General features: G+C 66.0%; 17 protein-coding genes. 5 read left to right on the top strand and 12 right to left on the bottom strand.

Annotated elements, in window-relative coordinates; all coding sequences use genetic code 11:
- Window positions 1–42 precede the first annotated feature (42 nt).
- On the top strand, window positions 43–1,062 hold the full coding sequence (locus J4O76_RS06425; protein ID WP_426280922.1) for a PDZ domain-containing protein: 1,020 nt from the start codon (window positions 43–45) through the stop codon (window positions 1,060–1,062).
- Here the strand turns inward: J4O76_RS06425 and wecC are convergent.
- Both wecC and wecB read right to left on the bottom strand, forming a co-directional pair.
- A complete protein-coding gene (gene wecC, locus J4O76_RS06420; protein ID WP_426280921.1) occupies window positions 1,019–2,338 on the bottom strand; it encodes a UDP-N-acetyl-D-mannosamine dehydrogenase in 1,320 nt (439 codons plus the stop codon). The two genes, J4O76_RS06425 and wecC, sit on opposite strands and share 44 nt — an antisense overlap.
- The gene (wecB, locus tag J4O76_RS06415; protein WP_426280920.1) at window positions 2,322–3,446 is read right to left on the bottom strand and encodes a non-hydrolyzing UDP-N-acetylglucosamine 2-epimerase; all 1,125 of its coding nucleotides are present in this window, start codon (window positions 3,444–3,446) and stop codon (window positions 2,322–2,324) included. Before wecB ends, wecC begins: the two co-directional genes overlap by 17 nt.
- Before the next feature lie 109 nt (window positions 3,447–3,555).
- On the opposite strand from wecB, the gene galU reads away from it, so the two are divergent.
- Window positions 3,556–4,428: a UTP--glucose-1-phosphate uridylyltransferase GalU gene (galU, locus tag J4O76_RS06410; protein ID WP_426280919.1), complete on the top strand. Its 873-nt coding sequence runs from the start codon at window positions 3,556–3,558 to the stop codon at window positions 4,426–4,428.
- Window positions 4,429–4,452: 24 nt separating this feature from the next.
- Here the strand turns inward: galU and J4O76_RS06405 are convergent, their stop codons facing one another.
- The 8 genes from J4O76_RS06405 to J4O76_RS06370 all read right to left on the bottom strand — a co-directional run bounded on the left by J4O76_RS06405 (window position 4,453) and on the right by J4O76_RS06370 (window position 12,277).
- Window positions 4,453–5,859 carry an exopolysaccharide biosynthesis polyprenyl glycosylphosphotransferase gene (locus tag J4O76_RS06405; RefSeq protein WP_426280917.1) on the bottom strand — a complete coding sequence of 469 codons (1,407 nt, stop codon included), beginning with the start codon at window positions 5,857–5,859 and terminating at the stop codon, window positions 4,453–4,455.
- 148 nt (window positions 5,860–6,007) lie between these two features.
- Window positions 6,008–6,775: a HesA/MoeB/ThiF family protein gene (locus tag J4O76_RS06400; RefSeq protein WP_426280916.1), complete on the bottom strand. Its 768-nt coding sequence runs from the start codon at window positions 6,773–6,775 to the stop codon at window positions 6,008–6,010.
- Window positions 6,772–7,197: a hypothetical protein gene (locus J4O76_RS06395; protein WP_426280915.1), complete on the bottom strand. Its 426-nt coding sequence runs from the start codon at window positions 7,195–7,197 to the stop codon at window positions 6,772–6,774. Before J4O76_RS06395 ends, J4O76_RS06400 begins: the two co-directional genes overlap by 4 nt.
- A complete protein-coding gene (gene dut, locus J4O76_RS06390) occupies window positions 7,194–7,631 on the bottom strand; it encodes a dUTP diphosphatase (RefSeq protein ID WP_426280914.1) in 438 nt (145 codons plus the stop codon). Before dut ends, J4O76_RS06395 begins: the two co-directional genes overlap by 4 nt.
- The gene (gene coaBC, locus J4O76_RS06385; RefSeq protein WP_426280912.1) at window positions 7,628–8,815 is read right to left on the bottom strand and encodes a bifunctional phosphopantothenoylcysteine decarboxylase/phosphopantothenate--cysteine ligase CoaBC; all 1,188 of its coding nucleotides are present in this window, start codon (window positions 8,813–8,815) and stop codon (window positions 7,628–7,630) included. Before coaBC ends, dut begins: the two co-directional genes overlap by 4 nt.
- Window positions 8,816–8,825: 10 nt before the next feature.
- Window positions 8,826–9,968, bottom strand: a complete 1,143-nt coding sequence (locus J4O76_RS06380; protein WP_426280911.1) for a hypothetical protein — start codon at window positions 9,966–9,968, stop codon at window positions 8,826–8,828.
- Window positions 9,969–9,972: 4 nt separating this feature from the next.
- Window positions 9,973–11,505 carry a 2-polyprenylphenol 6-hydroxylase gene (gene ubiB / locus J4O76_RS06375; RefSeq protein ID WP_056062157.1) on the bottom strand — a complete coding sequence of 511 codons (1,533 nt, stop codon included), beginning with the start codon at window positions 11,503–11,505 and terminating at the stop codon, window positions 9,973–9,975.
- Between the two features lie 7 nt (window positions 11,506–11,512).
- Complete coding sequence (locus tag J4O76_RS06370; protein WP_426280908.1) at window positions 11,513–12,277, bottom strand: class I SAM-dependent methyltransferase; 765 nt, start codon at window positions 12,275–12,277, stop codon at window positions 11,513–11,515.
- A 56-nt stretch (window positions 12,278–12,333) separates the two neighbouring features.
- Between J4O76_RS06370 and mutM the strand changes: the two genes are divergently transcribed.
- From mutM to dnaA, 3 genes are all read left to right on the top strand, one after another.
- Entirely contained in the window at window positions 12,334–13,149 is an 816-nt protein-coding gene (gene mutM, locus J4O76_RS06365; RefSeq protein WP_426280906.1) for a bifunctional DNA-formamidopyrimidine glycosylase/DNA-(apurinic or apyrimidinic site) lyase, read from the top strand.
- A 94-nt stretch (window positions 13,150–13,243) separates the two neighbouring features.
- The gene (gene rpsT / locus J4O76_RS06360; protein WP_031394736.1) at window positions 13,244–13,507 is read left to right on the top strand and encodes a 30S ribosomal protein S20; all 264 of its coding nucleotides are present in this window, start codon (window positions 13,244–13,246) and stop codon (window positions 13,505–13,507) included.
- Window positions 13,508–13,945: 438 nt separating this feature from the next.
- Window positions 13,946–15,460 (top strand): chromosomal replication initiator protein DnaA, encoded by a 1,515-nt coding sequence (gene dnaA, locus J4O76_RS06355; RefSeq protein WP_426280905.1) that lies wholly within the window; start codon window positions 13,946–13,948, stop codon window positions 15,458–15,460.
- Between the two features lie 209 nt (window positions 15,461–15,669).
- On the opposite strand, the gene trpS is transcribed toward dnaA, so the two are convergent.
- Both trpS and murJ read right to left on the bottom strand, forming a co-directional pair.
- Window positions 15,670–16,677: a tryptophan--tRNA ligase gene (gene trpS / locus J4O76_RS06350; protein ID WP_426280904.1), complete on the bottom strand. Its 1,008-nt coding sequence runs from the start codon at window positions 16,675–16,677 to the stop codon at window positions 15,670–15,672.
- Between the two features lie 9 nt (window positions 16,678–16,686).
- Window positions 16,687–18,252: a murein biosynthesis integral membrane protein MurJ gene (gene murJ, locus J4O76_RS06345; protein ID WP_426280903.1), complete on the bottom strand. Its 1,566-nt coding sequence runs from the start codon at window positions 18,250–18,252 to the stop codon at window positions 16,687–16,689.
- Window positions 18,253–18,269: the final 17 nt, after the last annotated feature.

Here is an 18,269-nt window from a genome sequence, read left to right as displayed (position 1 = left end):
GTGCAGCATGACGCAGGGGCGCACGACGGCTATGGGAACGCCATGTCGATGATTTCCCGCCTCGCGCCGTTCCTGATGCTCACGGCCGCCACGCCCACGGCTTTGCCTGCCGCACCGATGCCCGTGGCGGATGCGGCACCAACGGCTGCGTTCTTCGACACGTTGCGCGCCGCCGATCTCCGGCTGGCGACGATCGCGTATCGGCTGACCACCGCGAACGCCGCATTGTGCGACCGCCTCCAGCCGCAGATCGGCATGCCGATCCATGCGCTGACGCAATATGGCCCCGGCGCGCGCAAGGCTGCAGCGGCCACCTTCGGGTTCGAATCAACGATCGGTGTCGAGGCGGTCGTCGCTGGCGGTCCAGCTGACCGCGCGGGAGTTCGTCCCAACGATTCGATCGTCGCGATCGACGATCGCCCGCAACCCGGCCTGCCGTCCGCCGATACGCCGGAAAGCGCGGCAGTGCGCGATGCTGCGGAAGCGGTCATCACCGAGGCGCCGGTCGGAAAGCCGTTGCGACTGACGGTGCTGCGCGACGGCAAGCGCGTGCCGATCACGATCACGCCGGTGACCGGATGCCGGTCGCGATTCGAGATCCTGCTGGGCAGTGGCCTCGATGCCAGCGCGGACGGGGCGATCGTGCAACTCGGTGAGCGGTTCTTCGAAGGCTATACCGACGAGGAGATCGCCGTCGTCGTCGCGCACGAGCTCTCGCACAACATCCTGCGTCATCGTGCGCGGCTCGATGCGGCGAAGATCAATCGCGGCCTGCTGGCGGAACTCGGTCGCAACGGCCGCCTGATCCGCGAGACCGAGGATCAGGCGGATCTGCTCGGCATTTATCTGCTCGCGAACGCCGGTTACGATCCGATGTCGGCCCCTAAATTCTGGCGAAGCAAGGGCGGCGCAATCGACGGCGGGCTGTTCCGCAGCCGCACGCACGCCTCTTCCAAGGCGCGCGCCGAAGCGCTGGAAGCCGCCGCGCGCGACATCGCGGCGACCTCGACGCGACCGATCATCCCGCCAGTCGTTGCGACTCGAAACGTGCCGTTGCGCTGACCGCGGGCAGCGACGCGCGTGGCTGGTCCGGCCAGATACCGCGCGTGTCGAGCACCGCTTTGTCGGCGCGCTCCTCGAGCGGGATCGATTTGAACACGTCGTGGTCGACCAGCACGATCATGATCGAACACGTCTCGATCGCGGTATCGACGTCGATCAGCGTCGCGCCGGTGTCCGCCAGCACGGCCGGCAGCGTCTGCGCATAAGGCTCGACGATCCGCACCCGGTCGCCGAACTGGCGCGCCACGGCTTCGGCGACCTTGAGGGCAGGGCTCTCGCGGAAGTCGTCGATGTTCGCCTTGAACGCCAGACCCAGGCACGCGACCGTAGCGTCGGGTGACGCCTCGACGAGAGCGGCGACCTGCGCGATGACGTGGTCGGTCTTGCCGTCGTTGACCTCGCGCGCGGTCCGGATCAGCGGAGTCTGATCCGGGGCGGCGTGGACCAGGAACCACGGATCGACCGCGATGCAATGCCCGCCGACGCCGGGGCCGGGCTGCAGGATGTTGACGCGCGGGTGACGGTTGGCGAGGCGGATCACTTCCCATACGTCAACGCCCATCGTGTCGGCGATCAGCGACAGTTCGTTGGCGAACGCGATGTTCACGTCGCGAAACGCGTTCTCGGTGAGCTTCGTCATCTCCGCCGCGCGCGCGGTCGTGGTCACGCAGGCGCCGCGGACGAAGCGACGGTAGAAAGTGAGGGCCTTACGCGCACACCGCGGCGTGATCCCGCCAATGACTCGGTCGTTGTCGATCAACTCGACCAAGATGCGGCCCGGCAGCACGCGCTCCGGGCAATAGGCGATCGCGATATCCGCCTGGTCGCCGGTCTTCCCCGGTACGCGCAGGTCGGGGCGCAGGCTTGCCAGCAGGTCGCGAACCTTCTCGGTGGTGCCCACCGGCGAGGTCGATTCGAGGATGATCGTATCGCCCGCCTTCAGCACGCTCGCGATCGTCGTCGCGGCGTCGAGGACATAGCGGATATTGGGTGCGTGATCGGCGTCGAACGGGGTTGGTACCGCGATCACGAAAACGTCAGCGGGCTCGATCGCGGTCGAGGCGCGCAACGTGCCGCGCGCGACCACTCCCGAGACGAGGCCGTCCAAATCGACCTCCTCGATGTGCACGCGGCCGGAATTGACCGTCTCCACGACCGATTCGGTCACGTCGACGCCAAGCACCTGCGCCCCCGTCCGGGCGATGATCGCCGCGGTGGGAAGGCCGATATAGCCGAGCCCGAGGACGACGACATTGAGGTTAGAGTCCGACAGCATGCGCAACGACCTTTGCGATTTTGGCGGCGGCATGGCCATCCCCGAACGGGTTATGGGCGCGGGCCATCGCGGAGTAGCGCGACGTGTCGTCGAGCAGGGTGAAGATTTCGGAAACGATGCGGTCCTCGTCAGTGCCGATCAGCTTGGCGGTGCCGGCCGCGACGCCTTCCGGACGCTCGGTGGTCTCCCGCATCACCAGGACCGGCTTGCCGAGCGCGGGTGCCTCCTCCTGCACGCCGCCTGAGTCGGTCAGGACGATGTCCGCCATGCCGAGCGCGCGGACGAAGTGCGGGTAATCGAGCGGCTCGATCCGCGCGACGTTGGCGCGGGTACCGAGGATGTCGTCCATCACCGATACGACGTTCGGGTTGGGGTGGACCGGGAACAGCACCGCGACGTCGTCGCGCTCCGCGATCCGGCCGATCGCCCGCGCGATCGCGGTCATGCCGTCGCCGAAATTCTCGCGCCGATGCGTCGTGACGAGGATGATCCGCTTGCCGGCAAAGCGCGCGGCGATAGCGTTGAGCCCGGCCGCCAGCGACGGGTCCGACGCGACGCGGTCCGCGGTCCAGTGCAGAGCGTCGATCACGGTGTTGCCGGTGACGTGGATCGTGTCCTCGGCGATCGTCTCGCGCCGCAGTGCCTCCGCGGCGGTGTCGGTCGGCGCGAAATGCAGCATGGCGATCGGCGCGACGATGCGGCGGTTCACCTCTTCGGGCCAAGGATGGTAGATGTCGCCCGACCGCAGCCCCGCCTCGACATGCGCGACCGGGACCTTGCGGTAATAGGCGGCAAGCGCCCCCGTCATCGCGGTGGCGGTATCGCCCTGCACGATGACGAGGTCGGGCTGCTCCGCATCCATCACGTCGCCGAGCCCGACCAGCAGCCGCGCGGTGAGGCGATCGAGCGTCTGCCCCGGCTCCATCAGGTCGAGATCGATATCCGGCGCGAGATCGGCGATCGCGAGGACCTGATCGAGCAGTCCGCGGTGCTGCGCGGTGACGCAGGTGCGGACGGTCAGGCCGGGGATCGCAGCCAGCGCCCGGATCACCGGGAAGAGTTTGATCGCTTCGGGACGCGTGCCGAAGATGACGAGAACTTTGGGCATGATGCAGTCCCTAGATCAACGTCTTTAACGACGCGCTAATTCAATGCGACAATTTGCGCGCAGGCGTAACGATCGGTAGACGGTCCCGCGAGATCAAAGGGAGCATCGAATGACCATAAAGCCGCTGCGCAAGGCCGTGTTTCCGGTCGCAGGACTGGGTACGCGCTTCCTTCCGGCCACCAAGGCCATGCCGAAGGAAATGCTCACCGTCGTCGACAAGCCGCTGATTCAATATGCGGTCGAGGAAGCACTCGAGGCCGGGATCGAGCAGATCATCTTCGTGACCGGGCGCGGCAAGGGCGCGCTCGAGGATCATTTCGACATCTCGTACGAGCTCGAGGATACGATGCGGTCGCGCGGCAAGTCGCTGGACGCGATCAGCAATATCCGGATGAAGCCCGGTTCGCCGGTCTATGTCCGCCAACAGGAGCCGCTCGGCTTGGGCCATGCGGTCTGGTGTGCGCGCGAGATCGTCGGCGACGAGCCGTTCGCGGTCCTGCTCCCCGACGAGTTGATGGTCGGCAAGCCCGGCTTCATGAAACAAATGGTCGAGGCGTATAACCAGGTCGGCGGCAATGTGATCGGCGCGCTCGAAGTGCCCGATTCGGAAACCGACAAATACGGCATCATTTCGCCGGGGGCGATCGATGGTCGGCTGACCGAAGTGACCGCGCTCGTCGAAAAACCCAAGCGGGGCACCGCACCGTCGAACCTGATGATCCCGGGGCGTTACATCCTGCAGCCCGAGGTGATGCGGATCCTGGAGACGCAGGAAAAGGGCGCGGGCGACGAGATCCAGCTGACCGACGCGATGGCGCAGTTGATTGGAAACCAGCCGTTCCACGGCTTCACCTTCGATGGCCAGCGATATGACTGCGGCGACAAGGCTGGCTACATCCAGGCCAACCTGGCGATCGCACTGGCCCGCGACGACATCGGACCGGTGGTTCGTGAGTTCGCCAAGGGTCTGCTGGCAGGCTGAACGATCAGCCCGCTCACCGGAACGTCAGAAGGCGTTCCGGTGTAGCAGGACGCGGAAGGTCAGGAGGATGATCTTGATGTCGCGCCAGATCGACCAATGCTCGAGATACTCGAGATCCGCCTGGAGCCGGTTGCGCAGATCGTCCTCGTACAACGTCGCACCGCGATAGCCGCGAACCTGTGCAAGGCCGGTCAGGCCGGGCTTGGCGGCATGGCGATGCCAGTATCGCTGGTCGACTTCCCAGAATAATTTGTCCGCCGCGCGCGAGCCGAGTGCGTGCGGGCGCGGGCCGACGATGCTCATGTCGCCCTTCAGGACGTTCAGCAACTGCGGTAGTTCGTCGATGCTGGTACTGCGGATGATCTTGCCGACGCGCGTGATCCGATCGTCGTCGCGCGACGTCGAGCGCGCACCTGCGCCGTCGCTGTGGTCGACGCGCATGCTGCGGAACTTCATCAGGCGGAACATCTGGTTGCTGCGACCGATCCGGATCTGGCTGAAGAAGATCGGCCCGCGCGAATCGACCTTCACCGACAGCGCGATCAGGATCCAGATCGGCATCAGCGTCACCAGCGCGCAGCTAGCGAGTATCACGTCGAAGCTGCGTTTTACGAAGCGGTCGAACAGGACTAACGGACCATTGGCGATGATTACGGTCGGCGTGTCGCCGTGCGCGCTGATGCCGAGCGGCGCCAGCACGTTCAGTTCCGGCATGAAGATCTCGCTCTGGATGTTCGCGCCCTTCAAAGCCTGCGCCCAGGCGATCCGACGCTCCGGGCTGCACGCGACGATCACTCGGTCGGCGCCCGACAGCGATTGCGCGAGGCGGTCATACATCACGGGATCATGATGATCGGGATCGAAATAGGAGTCCGCGGCGATAACGACCGAGAAGTCCCCGCGCGGAATCGGCTGACCGGAATCGTACAGCAGGACGATGCTGAACGGATTCCCGCCGATGATCGCAGGCATGTGCCGGACGAACAGGAACCGTCCTAATGCCAAGGAAACAATGGCAAATGCCGAACCCATCGCGACGACAAGACGCGGGAAGGTATCGCTGGCCTTCAGACAGAACGCGATGAAGATGACTGCGGAGATCGCGAGCGCATAGGCCTGCAATCCTCGAGCTATCGAGCGGAAGGGGTCGCGAAGATTTGCGGCTGCATAGCTGTCGTTATTTAGCGTCGTAATAACGAAGACCGGGATCAACATCGCCAGGATTACGATCCAGGCCGTGTCGTTCGCGAATACCCCGCGCAGACCAGCCGCCGCCAGATAACTCGCAATAATGCAGCCGGTATCTACCGTCAGCATGCCGAGGATCAGGCGAACGCGTAGCGAGGACGCGCTCGGGCGCCAAGTCCGGGCAGGCTTCTTGCCGCGCGACGGCGCCACAGCACGGCTCAGAACGCCGCCCTCTACATTCATGAACTTGTCGGACGCACGCGCAGTCCCCCCTGCGCAAAGCGATACCGCGAAATGCCGCAATGCAAAAGAACTACTGTTCGCCGGGCACAAACCTTTAGTTGTTATTTTTCCAATTTGGTCAGCGTCGAAAAGCAGAACTGCTACTAACTCACCGCGAAGCCCCGCTTTTGCCGCACGCCGTACACCCCGGATCCTTGGGCAGGCGAATCGTACGAAAACGTAGCTCGAGCAGGTCGATCAGCAGCAATTTGCCGGCAGGGTCGTCGCCGAACGGCGCGATCGCCCGGAGTACCTCGAGTGCAGCCAAGCTGCCGATCACGCCGGTGACAGGGCCGAGGACGCCGTCCTCCGCGCAACTGGTCTCTGCGCGCTCGGGGTCTTCGCCGACGAAGCAGCGGTAGCACGGCTTGTCCGCTTCCCAGCCGCGATAGGTTGCGAGCTGTCCCTCGAACTGCCCGACCGCAGCCGACACGAGCGGAACTTTCATGGCATGCGCGGCATCCGCGACCCGAAAGCGCGTCGTGAAATTGTCGCAGCCATCGAGCACCACGTCCGCTCCGGCTAGCAGCGCGGCGACGTTGTCGGCATCGATGCGTTGGCGGTACGTATCGACCAAAACGTGCGGATTGATCCGGTTTACGGCGGCTGCCGCTGCGTCGACCTTGGCGATACCGGTATCCGCGGTCGTGAAGATTGTCTGGCGCTGAAGATTGGACGGTTCGACGCTGTCGTCGTCGATCAGGATCATCCGACCGACGCCGGCTGCACCGAGATACTGGATCGCGGGCGAGCCGATTCCACCGGCGCCGACGATCGCGACGGTAGCCGCCTTCAACCGCGCCTGTCCCGTGCCGCCGAATTCCTTGAGGACGATATGCCGCGCATACCGGGTGAGTTCGTCGTCGGAGAGGATCATGCGCCCCAGGCGAACGTCAGGCTGGTACGGTACCAAGTGTCGGCGTCCGCATCGGCGACATCGATCGAATCGCGCGCGCCCAGAATTACCCCGGCTGCGTATTGCTCGACCGTCGGGCAGTCGATCGCGCGGGGCGTCACCCGGCGGACCCGACCGTCGGGGGTGATCAGCACGGCGAGATCGACGGTCAGCGCCCAACCCTGCGTTGTGCGTACGACGTGGGCGCAGCGACCGGCGACGACCTCGCCGTGGACATAGGCTGAGGTGTTGGCGAGCGTGGTAGCCTGCCCCCGGATGCGGAGTACCGGAAGCGTGCTCCAGTCCTGTGGCGGCAGCGTGCTGGCCACCGGCGGCGTCGGCGCGGTGGGAACCGGGGGTGGCGGCGCAGCGGTCTGGAGCAGGAGGAGAAGAGCGGCGATCATCGGCCGGTCGATCCGAAGCCGCCTGCGCCGCGCGAGGTGTCGTCGAGCGTCGCGACTTCGTCGAGCGTCGCGCGGAGCACGACTGCGGGGACGAGTTGCGCGATCCGGTCGCCACGCGCGATCGCGAACGGTTCCTGGCCGAGGTTGGCGAGGATCACCTTCACTTCGCCGCGATAGTCGCTGTCGATCGTGCCCGGCGTGTTGAGGCAGGTGACGCCGTGCTTGAGCGCGAGGCCGGAGCGCGGTCGGACCTGGACCTCATGGCCAGCGGGAATGGCGATCGCAAAGCCGGTCGCGACGGCGGCGCGCGCGCCGGGGGCGAGCGTGAGTGCTTCGGCGGAGACGACGTCCATCCCGGCGGCACCCTCGGTCGCGTAGGCAGGCAACGGCAGGCCCTCGCCGTGCGGCAGGCGCTTCAGTTCGATACGGATCATGACACGGCTTGTAGCGCATCGGCGATGCGGTCCGCCAGTCGTGCGGCGACCGCGTCCTTGGGCAGGCGCTCCCAGCGCTCGACGCCGGCTTCGGTGACAAGGTGGACGCTGTTGTCCGCGCCGCCCATCACGTCGCCCGAGACGTCGTTGGCGACGATCCAGTCCGTGGTCTTGCGAATACGCTTGGCGGTGGCATGCTCGATGACCCGCTCGGTCTCGGCCGCGAAGCCGACCAGCAGGTGAGGCCGGTGCGGGCTGCGCGCCAGGGTCGCCAGAATATCGGGGTTCTCCGCTAGCGTCAGCGTCGGCGTTGCATCGCCTTTCTTGATCTTTTGCGGGACGGACTCGACGTGCCAGTCCGCCACCGCGGCGACCATGACGGCGGCGTCGGCCGGCAGCGCGCGGTCGACTGCGTCGGCCATCTCCCGCGCCGTCTCGACGTCGATCCGGTCGACGCCGTGCGGGGTCGGCAGCGTCACGGGGCCAGCGACCAGCGTCACGCGCGCGCCGAGCCGTGCCAGTGCCGCGGCGATCGCGAAGCCCTGTTTGCCCGACGAGCGGTTGGCGATGTAACGCACCGGATCGATCGGCTCGTGCGTCGGGCCGGCGGTGACGAGGATGTGACGTCCTGCCAGCCGCTTCGGCGGGGCAGGGACGAGCATTGCTTCGATCGCGGCGACGATCGCCGGCGGTTCAGGCAGGCGGCCGGGACCATATTCACCGCACGCCATGATCCCCTCGTCCGGCGTCATCACCGTCACGCCATCGGTACGGAGCTGCGCGACGTTGCGGATGGTTGCCGCATGGCCCCACATGCGAACGTTCATCGCGGGTGCTACCAGGACCGGCTTATCGGTCGCCAGCAGCAGCGTCGTCGCGAGATCGTTCGCGAGACCTGCCGTCATCCGCGCCATCAGGTCCGCGGTGGCGGGCGCGACGACGATCAGGTCGGCTTCGCGACTAAGCTGGATATGGCCCATCTCGGCCTCGTCCTTGAGGTCCCAGAGCGTCGTATAGACCTTGTCCTCGCTGAGCGCTGCGAGCGTCATCGGCGTCACGAAATGATGCGCGGCCTCGGTCATCACGCACCGCACCGCGTACCCGCGCGTCTTCAGTAGGCGGATCAGTTCGGCGGCCTTGTAGGCGGCGATCCCGCCACCGACGATCAGGAGGATGCGTTTCATGCTCGCAGCTCTAGCGGATAACGCGCGTAACCGTAATGCGCCGCGTATCGCTGGCGGCAGCGATCATGTCGCGCAGGCCGTCGACCGCGAACACCAGGCCGACCAGCAGCACCGGCGTGGTCATCAGCGCCCAGTAGAAATTGTCGCTCCGTGCGAACAGCGAGATCAGCGCGGCATAGGCGGCGAACACGACCAGCGCGCGCGTCGCGACCGCATCGCGCCACGCGAGCCAGCCGAACAGCGCGGTGCCAAGAACGAGCGAGGCGAGCCACTGCGGCAGGATGTCGAGGCCCGACGAGATCGTCGCAAGCCTGACGTAGAACCCGAACCCCTCGAGCCCGCTCCACCCCTGCGACACGCGGTCGAGCGGACTGCTGACCAGCGACACCGCGTGCGCATGGGCGGCAAGCACCACGGCGAAGACCCCGATCGCCCCGAGCCACCCCAGCGTCTCGCGCCGCTCGCCCTCGACCCACGCGAACACCGCCATGATCGCGACGTACAGCAATGCCGTCTCGCGGATCAGCATCGCCGATAGCCCGAACGCAACTGCGGGCAGCCACTGGCCGGGGCGGCGAAGCGCCAGCGACAGCGCGATAAGCGGCCCCGCCCAAACCTCGTGGAACACCACGAAGCTGGGATCGAGGTTCACCGAAAGTCCGGCAACGACCAGCAAGCCAGCCACACCGAGCGGCACTAGGCCAGTCATTTCCGGACGAAGTCGCGCGACCCAGGCGAGGATCGTTCCGACGCACAACGCCAACAGCAACAGGTTCACCAGTATCGAGGGCAACGCTGCTTGAACGACCGCCAAGGTTGGCAGCCGAACCGCGAAGAACGGCTTCAGCGGATAATGTCCCATGCGCTGCGTTTCGGCGGCGACGGCGTAATAGGGCGAGCCGCCACGCACCCCGGCGACGATCGTATCGTAGAGCAGCAGGTCGGTCCGTCCGGGTGGCGGGGCATCGTATGCAATGGAGGCCGAGGCGTCCGCGTCGACGCTCGGTCGCGGGCCGGGCGAGACGATCGCGCTGAGGCAGGCCGCCAGGAATACCAGGAACAGCACGAGGCCGATCCGAGCCTGCGCCGACGGCATGCCCGCGAACCGGGTCGCGCGGGTCGTCCATAACGGAGCGCCGCGACGCGTTTTCATGCCCTCAACCAAACAGCAGCGTCGTCACGACCCCGGCGGCGGCCGCGAGCACCGCGACCAGGCCGTAACGCCACCCCCCACCGATCCGAATCACTTCGATCTCGCGCAACGGCATCGTCGGCGGAGCCCCACCGGGGGCGGGGTAATGCGCCTCGATCCTGCGGACCAGTTCTGGGAGTCGCGTGAGGGTGCGGAAATCCTCGATCAGGCGGTCGGCGATCATCGCCTCGGGCCCTAGCTCGCCGCGGATCCAGTCGCGGACGAACGGCTCGGCGGCTTCCCACAAGTTGATGTCGGGGTTGAGGCTGGTCGCGACGCCCTCGACCATCACCATCGTCTTCTGGAGCAGCAGCAGATGAGGCTGCGTCACCATGTCGAAATCGCGCGTGATTGAGAACAGGCTGTCGAGCATCATGCCGATCGACATGTCCTTGACCGGCAGCCCCCGCATCGGCTCGCCGACCGCCCGCAAGGCGGTAGCGAACTCGGCGACGTCGTGGTGCGCGGGGACGTAGCCCGCCTCGAAGTGGATCTCGGCGACGCGCTTATAATTGCCGGTGATCAGGCCGTAGAGGATCTCGGCGAGCCAGACGCGCGCGCGGCGGTCTATCCGGCCCATGATGCCGAAGTCGATCGCGGCGATGCGGTTGCCGGGCAGCGCGAACAGGTTGCCCTGGTGCATGTCGGCGTGAAAGAACCCGTCGGCGATCGCCTGGCGCAGAAACGCGCGGACTAGGGTCTGGGCGAGCGCGGGGAGGTCGTAGCCGGCGGCGACCAGCGCGGGGCGGTCCGACAGCTTGATGCCGTCGATCCACTCGATCGTCATGACCTTCGCGGTCGAGCGCGCCCAGTCGATCGCGGGGATGACGAAATCGGGCTCGGCGGTCATGCCCTCCGCGAGTTCCGACGCCGACGCTGCCTCGCGGCGGAAATTCAGTTCCCTGAGCGTCCAGCGCTTGAACGTCTCGATCGTGAGGCGGGGGCGGAGGCGCATCGCCTCGGGGCTGAGCGCCTCGAGTTGTGCGGCGGCCCAGCTGTAGGTGTCGATCGCGCGCGCGAAATCGTCCTCGACGCCGGGGCGGAGGACTTTCACCGCGACCTGGCGGCCGTCGGTGGTGACCGCGCGGTGGACCTGGGCGATCGAAGCGGCGCCGACCGGGATCGGCTCGATCCGCGAGAACAGCGTCTCCAGCGGTTTGCCGAAGCTCGCCAGCATCGCCGCCTCGATCGTCTCGTAGGGGACGGGGGAGAGCTGGTCCTGGAGCCTGAGCAGGTCATGTGCGGCGTCCTCGCCGACGAGATCCGGCCGCGTGGCGAGCGTCTGCCCCAGCTTGATCGCCGCAGGCCCGATTGCCTGGAATGCATCCGCATAGCGCGGCACGGCGGGGACGCGCGCGCCGAACCGCGCGATCCGTGCGAGGCGGCGGACAGGCGCGGGCGTGTTCGGGTCGCGCTCGATCCCGCGCAGCGCGCCGTGGCGTGCGAGAATGCGACCCCATTTCAGGAGGCGCCAGACGTGCGTGGTTGAAGCCGTCACAGTTGGATCAAATCTTCCAGCCGCTGTGGATCGCAACGAGCCCACCCAGAAGAGGCTCGACCTTCGTCTGCACGAAGCCGGCATCCGCGATCATGCCCTTGAACTTGGGCATGTCCGGGAAGCGGCGGATCGATTCGATCAGGTAGCGGTAGCTGTCGGCGTCCTGCGCCAGAAGCTGGCCGAGCTTCGGGACCATCTTGTGCGAGTACGCGTCATATACCTCGGCGAACCCGGGCCACACGGTGGTCGAGAATTCGAGGCAGTAGAAGCGTCCGCCACGGCGCAGGACGCGGTGGGCTTCGCGCAGGGCCTTGGGGATGTCGGTCACGTTCCGGATGCCGAACGCGATCGTGTAGGCGTCAAAGAACTTGTCCGGGAAGGTCAGCGTCTCCGCGTTGGCTTCGGTCCAGACGAGGCCGTCGATGCCGCGCTTGTGCGCGCGCTGCATGCCGACTTCGAGCATCTGCGGGTTGATGTCGGCGACCGTGATCGACGCGCCCGACGGCTCCATGCGGAACGCGATGTCGCCCGTGCCGCCGGCCATGTCGAGGATCTGCTCGCCTTCGCGCGGTTTAACGCGGCGGACGAAGCGGTCTTTCCACAGCCGGTGCATGCCGCCCGACATCGCATCGTTCATCAAATCGTATTTCCCTGCGACGTTCGAGAAGACGCCGCCGACGCGGGCGGTCTTCTCGGTGGCGGGGATGTCTTCGTAGCCGAAGGAGACGGTATCGGGCGTGAGTGCGGGCGCGGGCGCGATCAAGTCGTTCATATCCTGCGCTCTAGCCGCGCCTTGTGGCGCGAGCAAACGCAACCTAGCTGCAAACCGTGCCAGAATTACCAGAAGTCGAAACCACCGTGCGCGGGCTGGAGCCCGTGCTGAAGGGCCAGCGCCTGACCTCGGTCGAGCCGCGCCGCGCCGACCTGCGCAAAGCGATCCCGATCGACCTGCGCCAGCGGATGACGGGCGCGACCGTGACGCACTTGGGCCGCCGCGCCAAATACGGGCTGATCGATACCGATCGCGGCGACACACTCGTCTTCCATCTCGGCATGTCGGGGCGCTGGCGAGTTGATCCGAGCGAACTGCTTGCGCACGATCACCTGCTGATCGGCACCGAGGCGGGGCGGACGGTCGCGCTAAACGATCCGCGGCGATTCGGCTTTCTCGATCTGTGGGCCACCGATGACATCGCCAATTATCCGCCGTTCCTCAGCATGGGGCCGGAGCCGCTCGGCCCCGACCTGACCGCGGCCTACCTACTGGAGGCGCTCGAAGGGCGGGGGGCGTCGATCAAGGCGATGCTGCTCGACCAGCGAATCGTCGCGGGTCTCGGCAACATCTATGTGTGCGAGGCGCTGCACATGGCGAAGATCGCGCCGTCACGCGCGGCGGGGCGTATCTCACTGTTTCGACTCGAGCGACTCGTCGAGGCGATTCGGACGGTGCTGACGGCCGCGATCCTCGCGGGCGGCTCATCGCTGCGTGATTACGTCCGGCCGGACGGCGAACTCGGCTATTTCTCCAAGCAATGGCGCGTCTATGGGCGCGAGGGCGAGCCGTGCGAATGCGGCGCTACCGTCAAGCGCCGCACCGAAGGCGGGCGCTCGACGTTCTGGTGTCCGAAGTGCCAACGCGGTTGACGATCTAGAACAAAGTGGGTAGGGCCGCGGCTTCGAGAGGGCGTAGGAGCAATCCGGCGCCCCTTTTTATTCATTCGAACATCTAGAGGGCTTCATGGCGAACACGCCGCAGGCGAAAAAGCGTATCCGTCGCAACGACCGTCGCGCGGAAGTGAACGGCAACCGCGTTGGCCGTATCCGTACCTTCATCAAGAAGGTCGAGGCCGCACTGGCATCGGGCGACAAGGGCGCAGCGACCACCGCACTCGCGGCCGCACAGCCTGAGCTCCAGCGTGGCGTCGCCAAGGGCGTGCTGCACAAGAACACCGCGAGCCGCAAGTTCGCGCGTCTGACCAAGGCCGTGACCGGGCTCGCCTGAGCGACCGATCATTGCCAGATCATTGGCGAAGCTGATCACCCGTCGGGACCTTCCCGGCGGGTTTTTTGCGTCTGCGAAGGGAACCGGCGGGGAGTCCGCATAACCCTAGGATTCGCCACGATTCGTGTGATCGAGAATCACGTCACGCAATCGCGGAAATTGCAAAAAATGCGTAAAGACAGCGACTTATAAAAATATCGACGCATTTCCGCGGCTTGGTCAAGTCAACCCGCTTTATTTCGAAAATGTGACGCGTCGGGGCCTTGCTAGGATCGTCGATCGCTTCATAACGGGGCTCACAGCGACGGTGGTTTCCACCGCTGCATCAACAAACAGGGCGAAGATGCCGGATGACCCTTGGGGTCGTCAGGGGGACCATTTTCTGTCGGGACTATATCACCCGCGCGAGCAATCTCGCGGGGTCGGAGAAGTGCGCGCGTGACGAAGTGGCAAGGATCTGTGACGCATGCGAGCGAGGCTGAAAAGGCCTGGGCCCGCGTTCGTACGTCCTTGCGTGAGTCGGCCGGCGTGCGGCTGTTCGAGCAGTGGCTGAAGCCGATCGAGCTGATCCCCGGCGAGGATCGCGACACGATCCGGCTCGCGCTGCCGTCTGCGTTCATGACCAACTGGGTCCGCAATCACTATGCCGACCGGCTGGTGCTCGAATTCAAGCAGATCCTGCCCAACATCCGTACCGTCCAGATCGAGACCCGGGCACCGGGTCGCGCAGCCGTCGTGCTGGCGATCGAACCGGTCGCTGACGCCATTCCCGCGAAGCCCGTTGCCGATCCGCTACCGGTCGAAGCCAAGCCGGCTCCCAAGCCGGTCGCCGACCCTGTGCAGGCAACGATGAAGTTCGGCGTCGATCCGTCGCTGCAGCCGGCGCCGGCGCCCGTCGTGACGTTGGCCCCGGTCGGCGTGCCCGCTGAACGTCCGCCGCTCGACCCGCGCTACACCTTCGCGCGATTCGTCGTCGATCCGTCCAACAAGGTCGCGTTCAACGCGGCCAAGGTGCTCGCCGAGCCTGGCCCGGTTCGATTCAGCCCGTTGTTCCTCCACAGCGGTACGGGGCAGGGCAAGACCCACCTCATGCACGCGATCGGTCACGCGTTCCTCGAGCATAATCCGCACGCGATCGTGCTGTGCATGTCCGCCGAGCGGTTCATGTACGACTTCGTCGCGTCGATGCGCGCGCGCGATACGCATGCGTTCAAGCAGCGGCTGCGCGGTGCCGACCTGCTGCTGATCGACGACCTCCAGTTCATTGCCGGCAAGGACGCGACGCAGGAAGAATTCTTCCATACGGTCAACGAGATCATGGCGGCGGGCAAGCGGTTGGTGATTTCCGCCGATCGCTGCCCGCAGGCGCTGGAAGGCGTCGAGGCGCGGATCGTCAGCCGCATGTCGGTCGGCCTCGTCGCAGACATCAAGGCGCCCGACCTGACGCTGCGCCGGACGATCCTGGACCGCAAGCTGGTCGACCTGCCCGACATGCGCGTGCCGACCGACGTGCTCGACCTGCTGGCGGCCCGCATTCATGCGAACATCCGCGAGCTGGAAGGCGCGCTGAACCGAGTCGTGGCGTATGCGCAGCTGACCGGCGACACGATCGACCTCGACTTTGCGGTCGCGACGCTCGGCGAGGTTCTCCGCGGCGCGCAGAAGCGCGTGACGATCGATGAAATCCAGAAGCTCGTGTCGGCGCATTTCGAACTGAAGCCGCTCGACCTGATTTCGGCGCGGCGCGCGCGGGCGGTGGCGCGGCCGCGGCAGATCGCGATGTACCTGGCGAAGCGGCTGACGACGCGGTCGCTGCCGGAGATCGGGCGGAAGTTCGGCGGACGCGATCACTCGACGGTGATCCATGCGGTGCGGAAGATCGAGGAACTGCGGGATTCGGATCGCGATATAGACGCCGCGGTGCGCGTGCTTATGCGCGAGCTCGAAGGCTAAGCCAGCCTACGCTTTCATGGTCTCCCGCGAAGGCGGGAGACCAGTCTGGACCCCCGCCTTCGCGAGGGAACAAGCTGCATGCGGTATTCCGACACGTAGCCGTATGCCCGGATTTCCCCGTCATCCTGACGATAGTCAGGATCCAGAGCCACAAAATGCGGCGTCCGTAACTCTGGGTCCTGACTTTCGTCAGGATGACGGAATAGGGATTAAACCTGCAACCCCATCGCGTCCTGAGTCGCCTTCAACACCGGAGCCGCCAGCACACGTGCCTTCTCCGCGCCCGCCTGCAACACCGCCGTCACCGCGCTGCGATCGTCGAGCAACCGCACCATCTCGTCGCGGATTGGCCCGAGCTTAGCCACCGCCAGATCCGCAAGCGCAGGCTTGAACGCGCCGAAGCCCTTGCCGCCGAACTCGCCGAGCACGGTCGCCACGTCGCTATCCGCCAGCGCCGCGTAGATCGTCAGCAGGTTGCGCGCTTCGGCCCGGTCGCCGAGCTCCTCGACCGTCGCGGGCAACACGTCCGGGTCGGTCTTCGCCTTACGGAACTTGTCCGCGATTGTGTCGTCGCTGTCGATCAGCTTGACCACCGACTGCTCGGACGGGTTCGACTTCGACATCTTCGCGCTAGCATCGCGCAGAGACATGATCCGCGGCGCGGCCTTGCTGATCAGCGGCGCGGGGAGCGTGAACAGGTCGACACCGTAGTCGCCGTTGAACTTGGTGGCGATGTCGCGCGCGAGTTCGAGGTGCTGCTTCTGGTCCTCGCCGACCGGTACGTGCGTCGCATTGTAGAGCAGCACGTCGGCGGCCATCAGCACCGGGTAATCGTACAGCCCGACGCTCGCGCCCTCGCGGTTCTTGCCCGCCTTGTCCTTGAACTGCGTCATCCGGTTCAACCAGCCGACGCGGGCGACCGTGTTGAGCAGCCACGCCATCTCGCTATGCGCGGGCACGCGCGCCTGGTTGAACAAGATCGACTTCGCCGGATCGATCCCGGCTGCGATCATACTGGCTGCGACCTCGATCGTGTGCGCCGACAACTCCGCCGGCGCGATCCATTCGGTCGGCGCGTGGAGATCGGCGATGAAGAACATCGACTCGCCGCCCTGTGCGGCGACGTCGTCCTGCAGCGTCACCCACTGCTTCACCGCCCCCAGGTAATTGCCGAGATGGAGATTACCGGTGGGCTTGATGCCGGAGACGACGCGCATGGAAAAACCTTACTTGGAACGACGCAGAAGCGTGGAGATGTCGCCCAGCCGGAACGCGCCGGTGAGCAATGTCGCGATCGCATAGACGACGCCGCCGGTCGCGACCAGCACGAGCATCGCCCCCCAGCGCTCGACGCTGGCACCCGTCACGAACGGCTGGAACAGGTCGTTCAGGAAATACATCACGACGCCCATGATCAGCGCCGCGACGAGCAGCCGCCAGGTCCGCCGCCGCAGTCGTGCGTCGGGGGTGAAGTGCCCGCGCCGGACCAGCGTTCGGTACAGCATCGCGACGTTCACCGTGCTGGCGATCGCGGTGGCGAGCGGCGGGCCCATATGGCCCAGCGGCTTGATGAAGGCGAGGTTGAGGACGAGGTTCACGACCATCGACATCGTCGCATACCGCACCGGCGTGCGGGTGTCGGAGCGCGCGTAATAGCCGGGCGTGAGAACCTTCACAAGGATGTACGACGGCAGCCCGATCGAGAAGGCGGCGAGCGCCTGCGCGGTCAGCACGCTGTCGTGCAGCGCGAACTTGCCGTGCTGGAACAGCGCGCCGACGATCGGCGTGCCGCAGACGATCAGCGCGACCGTCGCGGGCAGCGTCAGGAACAGCGCGAGTTCCATGCCGCGGTTCTGCGTCGCCATTGCCTCGGCGTCCTCGCCGCGACCGAGCTGACGCGAAATGGTAGGGAGCAGGACGGTGCCGAGGCCGATGCCGATCAGGCCCAGCGGGAGCTGATTCAGCCGATCAGCGAAATAGATGTACGAGACGGAGCCGGCCGGTAGCAGCGCAGCGGCAAGCGCGGTCGAAACAACGAGGTTGATCTGCACCGCGCCGGCACCCGCGGCGGCTGGCCAGATCAGCGACATGAGCTTCTTCACGTCGGGGTTGAGCTGCGGACGCTTGAGCCGGAGCTTCACGCCCGACGCCCGGCACGCCCAAATCAGCCATCCGAGCTGCAACGCCCCCGATATCGTCACCGCAATCGCCTGGTTGCGCGCGGTGAGCAGCGGCTGGTGTTCGTGGAACAGCAGCAGCGCGGCGATCAGAGTCGCGTTCAGCAGGATCGGCGCGGCCGCGTTGATCCAGAACTTGTGCAGCGAATTGAGGATGCCGCCGAGCAGCGAGACAAGACTGATCAGGGGCAGATAGGGCAGCATGATCCGTGACAGGTGGACGACATAGTCGAACCGCTCAGCGCTCGCGCCATTGAACCCGAAGGTCAGCAGCCACGTCATCGGCCACGCCGCGAGCTCGAACAGCACCGTCATCAGGATCAGCGTCGGTAACAGCACGGACAGCGCGTCCTCGGCGAACGCGATCCCGTCCGGCAATCCACGACCGTTTTTGTCACCGACCTTCCGATTGAACATCGGGATGAACGCAGCGGAGAACGCGCCCTCCGCGAAGAGGGCGCGGAACATGTTCGGGAGGCGGAACGCGATCAGGAACGCGTCCGACGCGAAGCCGGCGCCGACGAACCGCGCGAACAGCGAGTCGCGCACGAGACCCAGGATACGGCTGGCAAGCGTCAGCCCGCCGACCGATCCCAGCGCCTTGGTCAGATTCATCTAAGCGCGCTCCGCCC

The organism is Sphingomonas sp. NFX23 (genome assembly GCF_049887795.1).
GTDB lineage: Bacteria > Pseudomonadota > Alphaproteobacteria > Sphingomonadales > Sphingomonadaceae > Sphingomonas.
The sequence above is the reverse complement of the archived record's forward strand: the minus strand, read 5'-3'. Positions and strand labels throughout refer to the sequence as shown.

Bases quoted from the DNA above. Each gene is read 5' to 3' on its own strand.
- galU (WP_426280919.1), top strand. From the start codon at position 3,556: ATGACCATAAAGCCGCTGCGCAAGGCCGTGTTTCCGGTCGCAGGACTG.
- J4O76_RS06380 (WP_426280911.1), bottom strand. From the start codon at position 9,968: ATGAAAACGCGTCGCGGCGCTCCGTTATGGACGACCCGCGCGACCCGG.
- wecB (WP_426280920.1), bottom strand. From the start codon at position 3,446: ATGCCCAAAGTTCTCGTCATCTTCGGCACGCGTCCCGAAGCGATCAAA.
- rpsT (WP_031394736.1), top strand. From the start codon at position 13,244: ATGGCGAACACGCCGCAGGCGAAAAAGCGTATCCGTCGCAACGACCGT.
- J4O76_RS06405 (WP_426280917.1), bottom strand. From the start codon at position 5,859: ATGAATGTAGAGGGCGGCGTTCTGAGCCGTGCTGTGGCGCCGTCGCGC.
- trpS (WP_426280904.1), bottom strand. From the start codon at position 16,677: ATGCGCGTCGTCTCCGGCATCAAGCCCACCGGTAATCTCCATCTCGGC.
- murJ (WP_426280903.1), bottom strand. From the start codon at position 18,252: ATGAATCTGACCAAGGCGCTGGGATCGGTCGGCGGGCTGACGCTTGCC.
- J4O76_RS06425 (WP_426280922.1), top strand. From the start codon at position 43: ATGTCGATGATTTCCCGCCTCGCGCCGTTCCTGATGCTCACGGCCGCC.
- dut (WP_426280914.1), bottom strand. From the start codon at position 7,631: ATGATCCGTATCGAACTGAAGCGCCTGCCGCACGGCGAGGGCCTGCCG.
- J4O76_RS06400 (WP_426280916.1), bottom strand. From the start codon at position 6,775: ATGATCCTCTCCGACGACGAACTCACCCGGTATGCGCGGCATATCGTC.
- wecC (WP_426280921.1), bottom strand. From the start codon at position 2,338: ATGCTGTCGGACTCTAACCTCAATGTCGTCGTCCTCGGGCTCGGCTAT.
- J4O76_RS06370 (WP_426280908.1), bottom strand. From the start codon at position 12,277: ATGAACGACTTGATCGCGCCCGCGCCCGCACTCACGCCCGATACCGTC.
- coaBC (WP_426280912.1), bottom strand. From the start codon at position 8,815: ATGAAACGCATCCTCCTGATCGTCGGTGGCGGGATCGCCGCCTACAAG.
- J4O76_RS06395 (WP_426280915.1), bottom strand. From the start codon at position 7,197: ATGATCGCCGCTCTTCTCCTCCTGCTCCAGACCGCTGCGCCGCCACCC.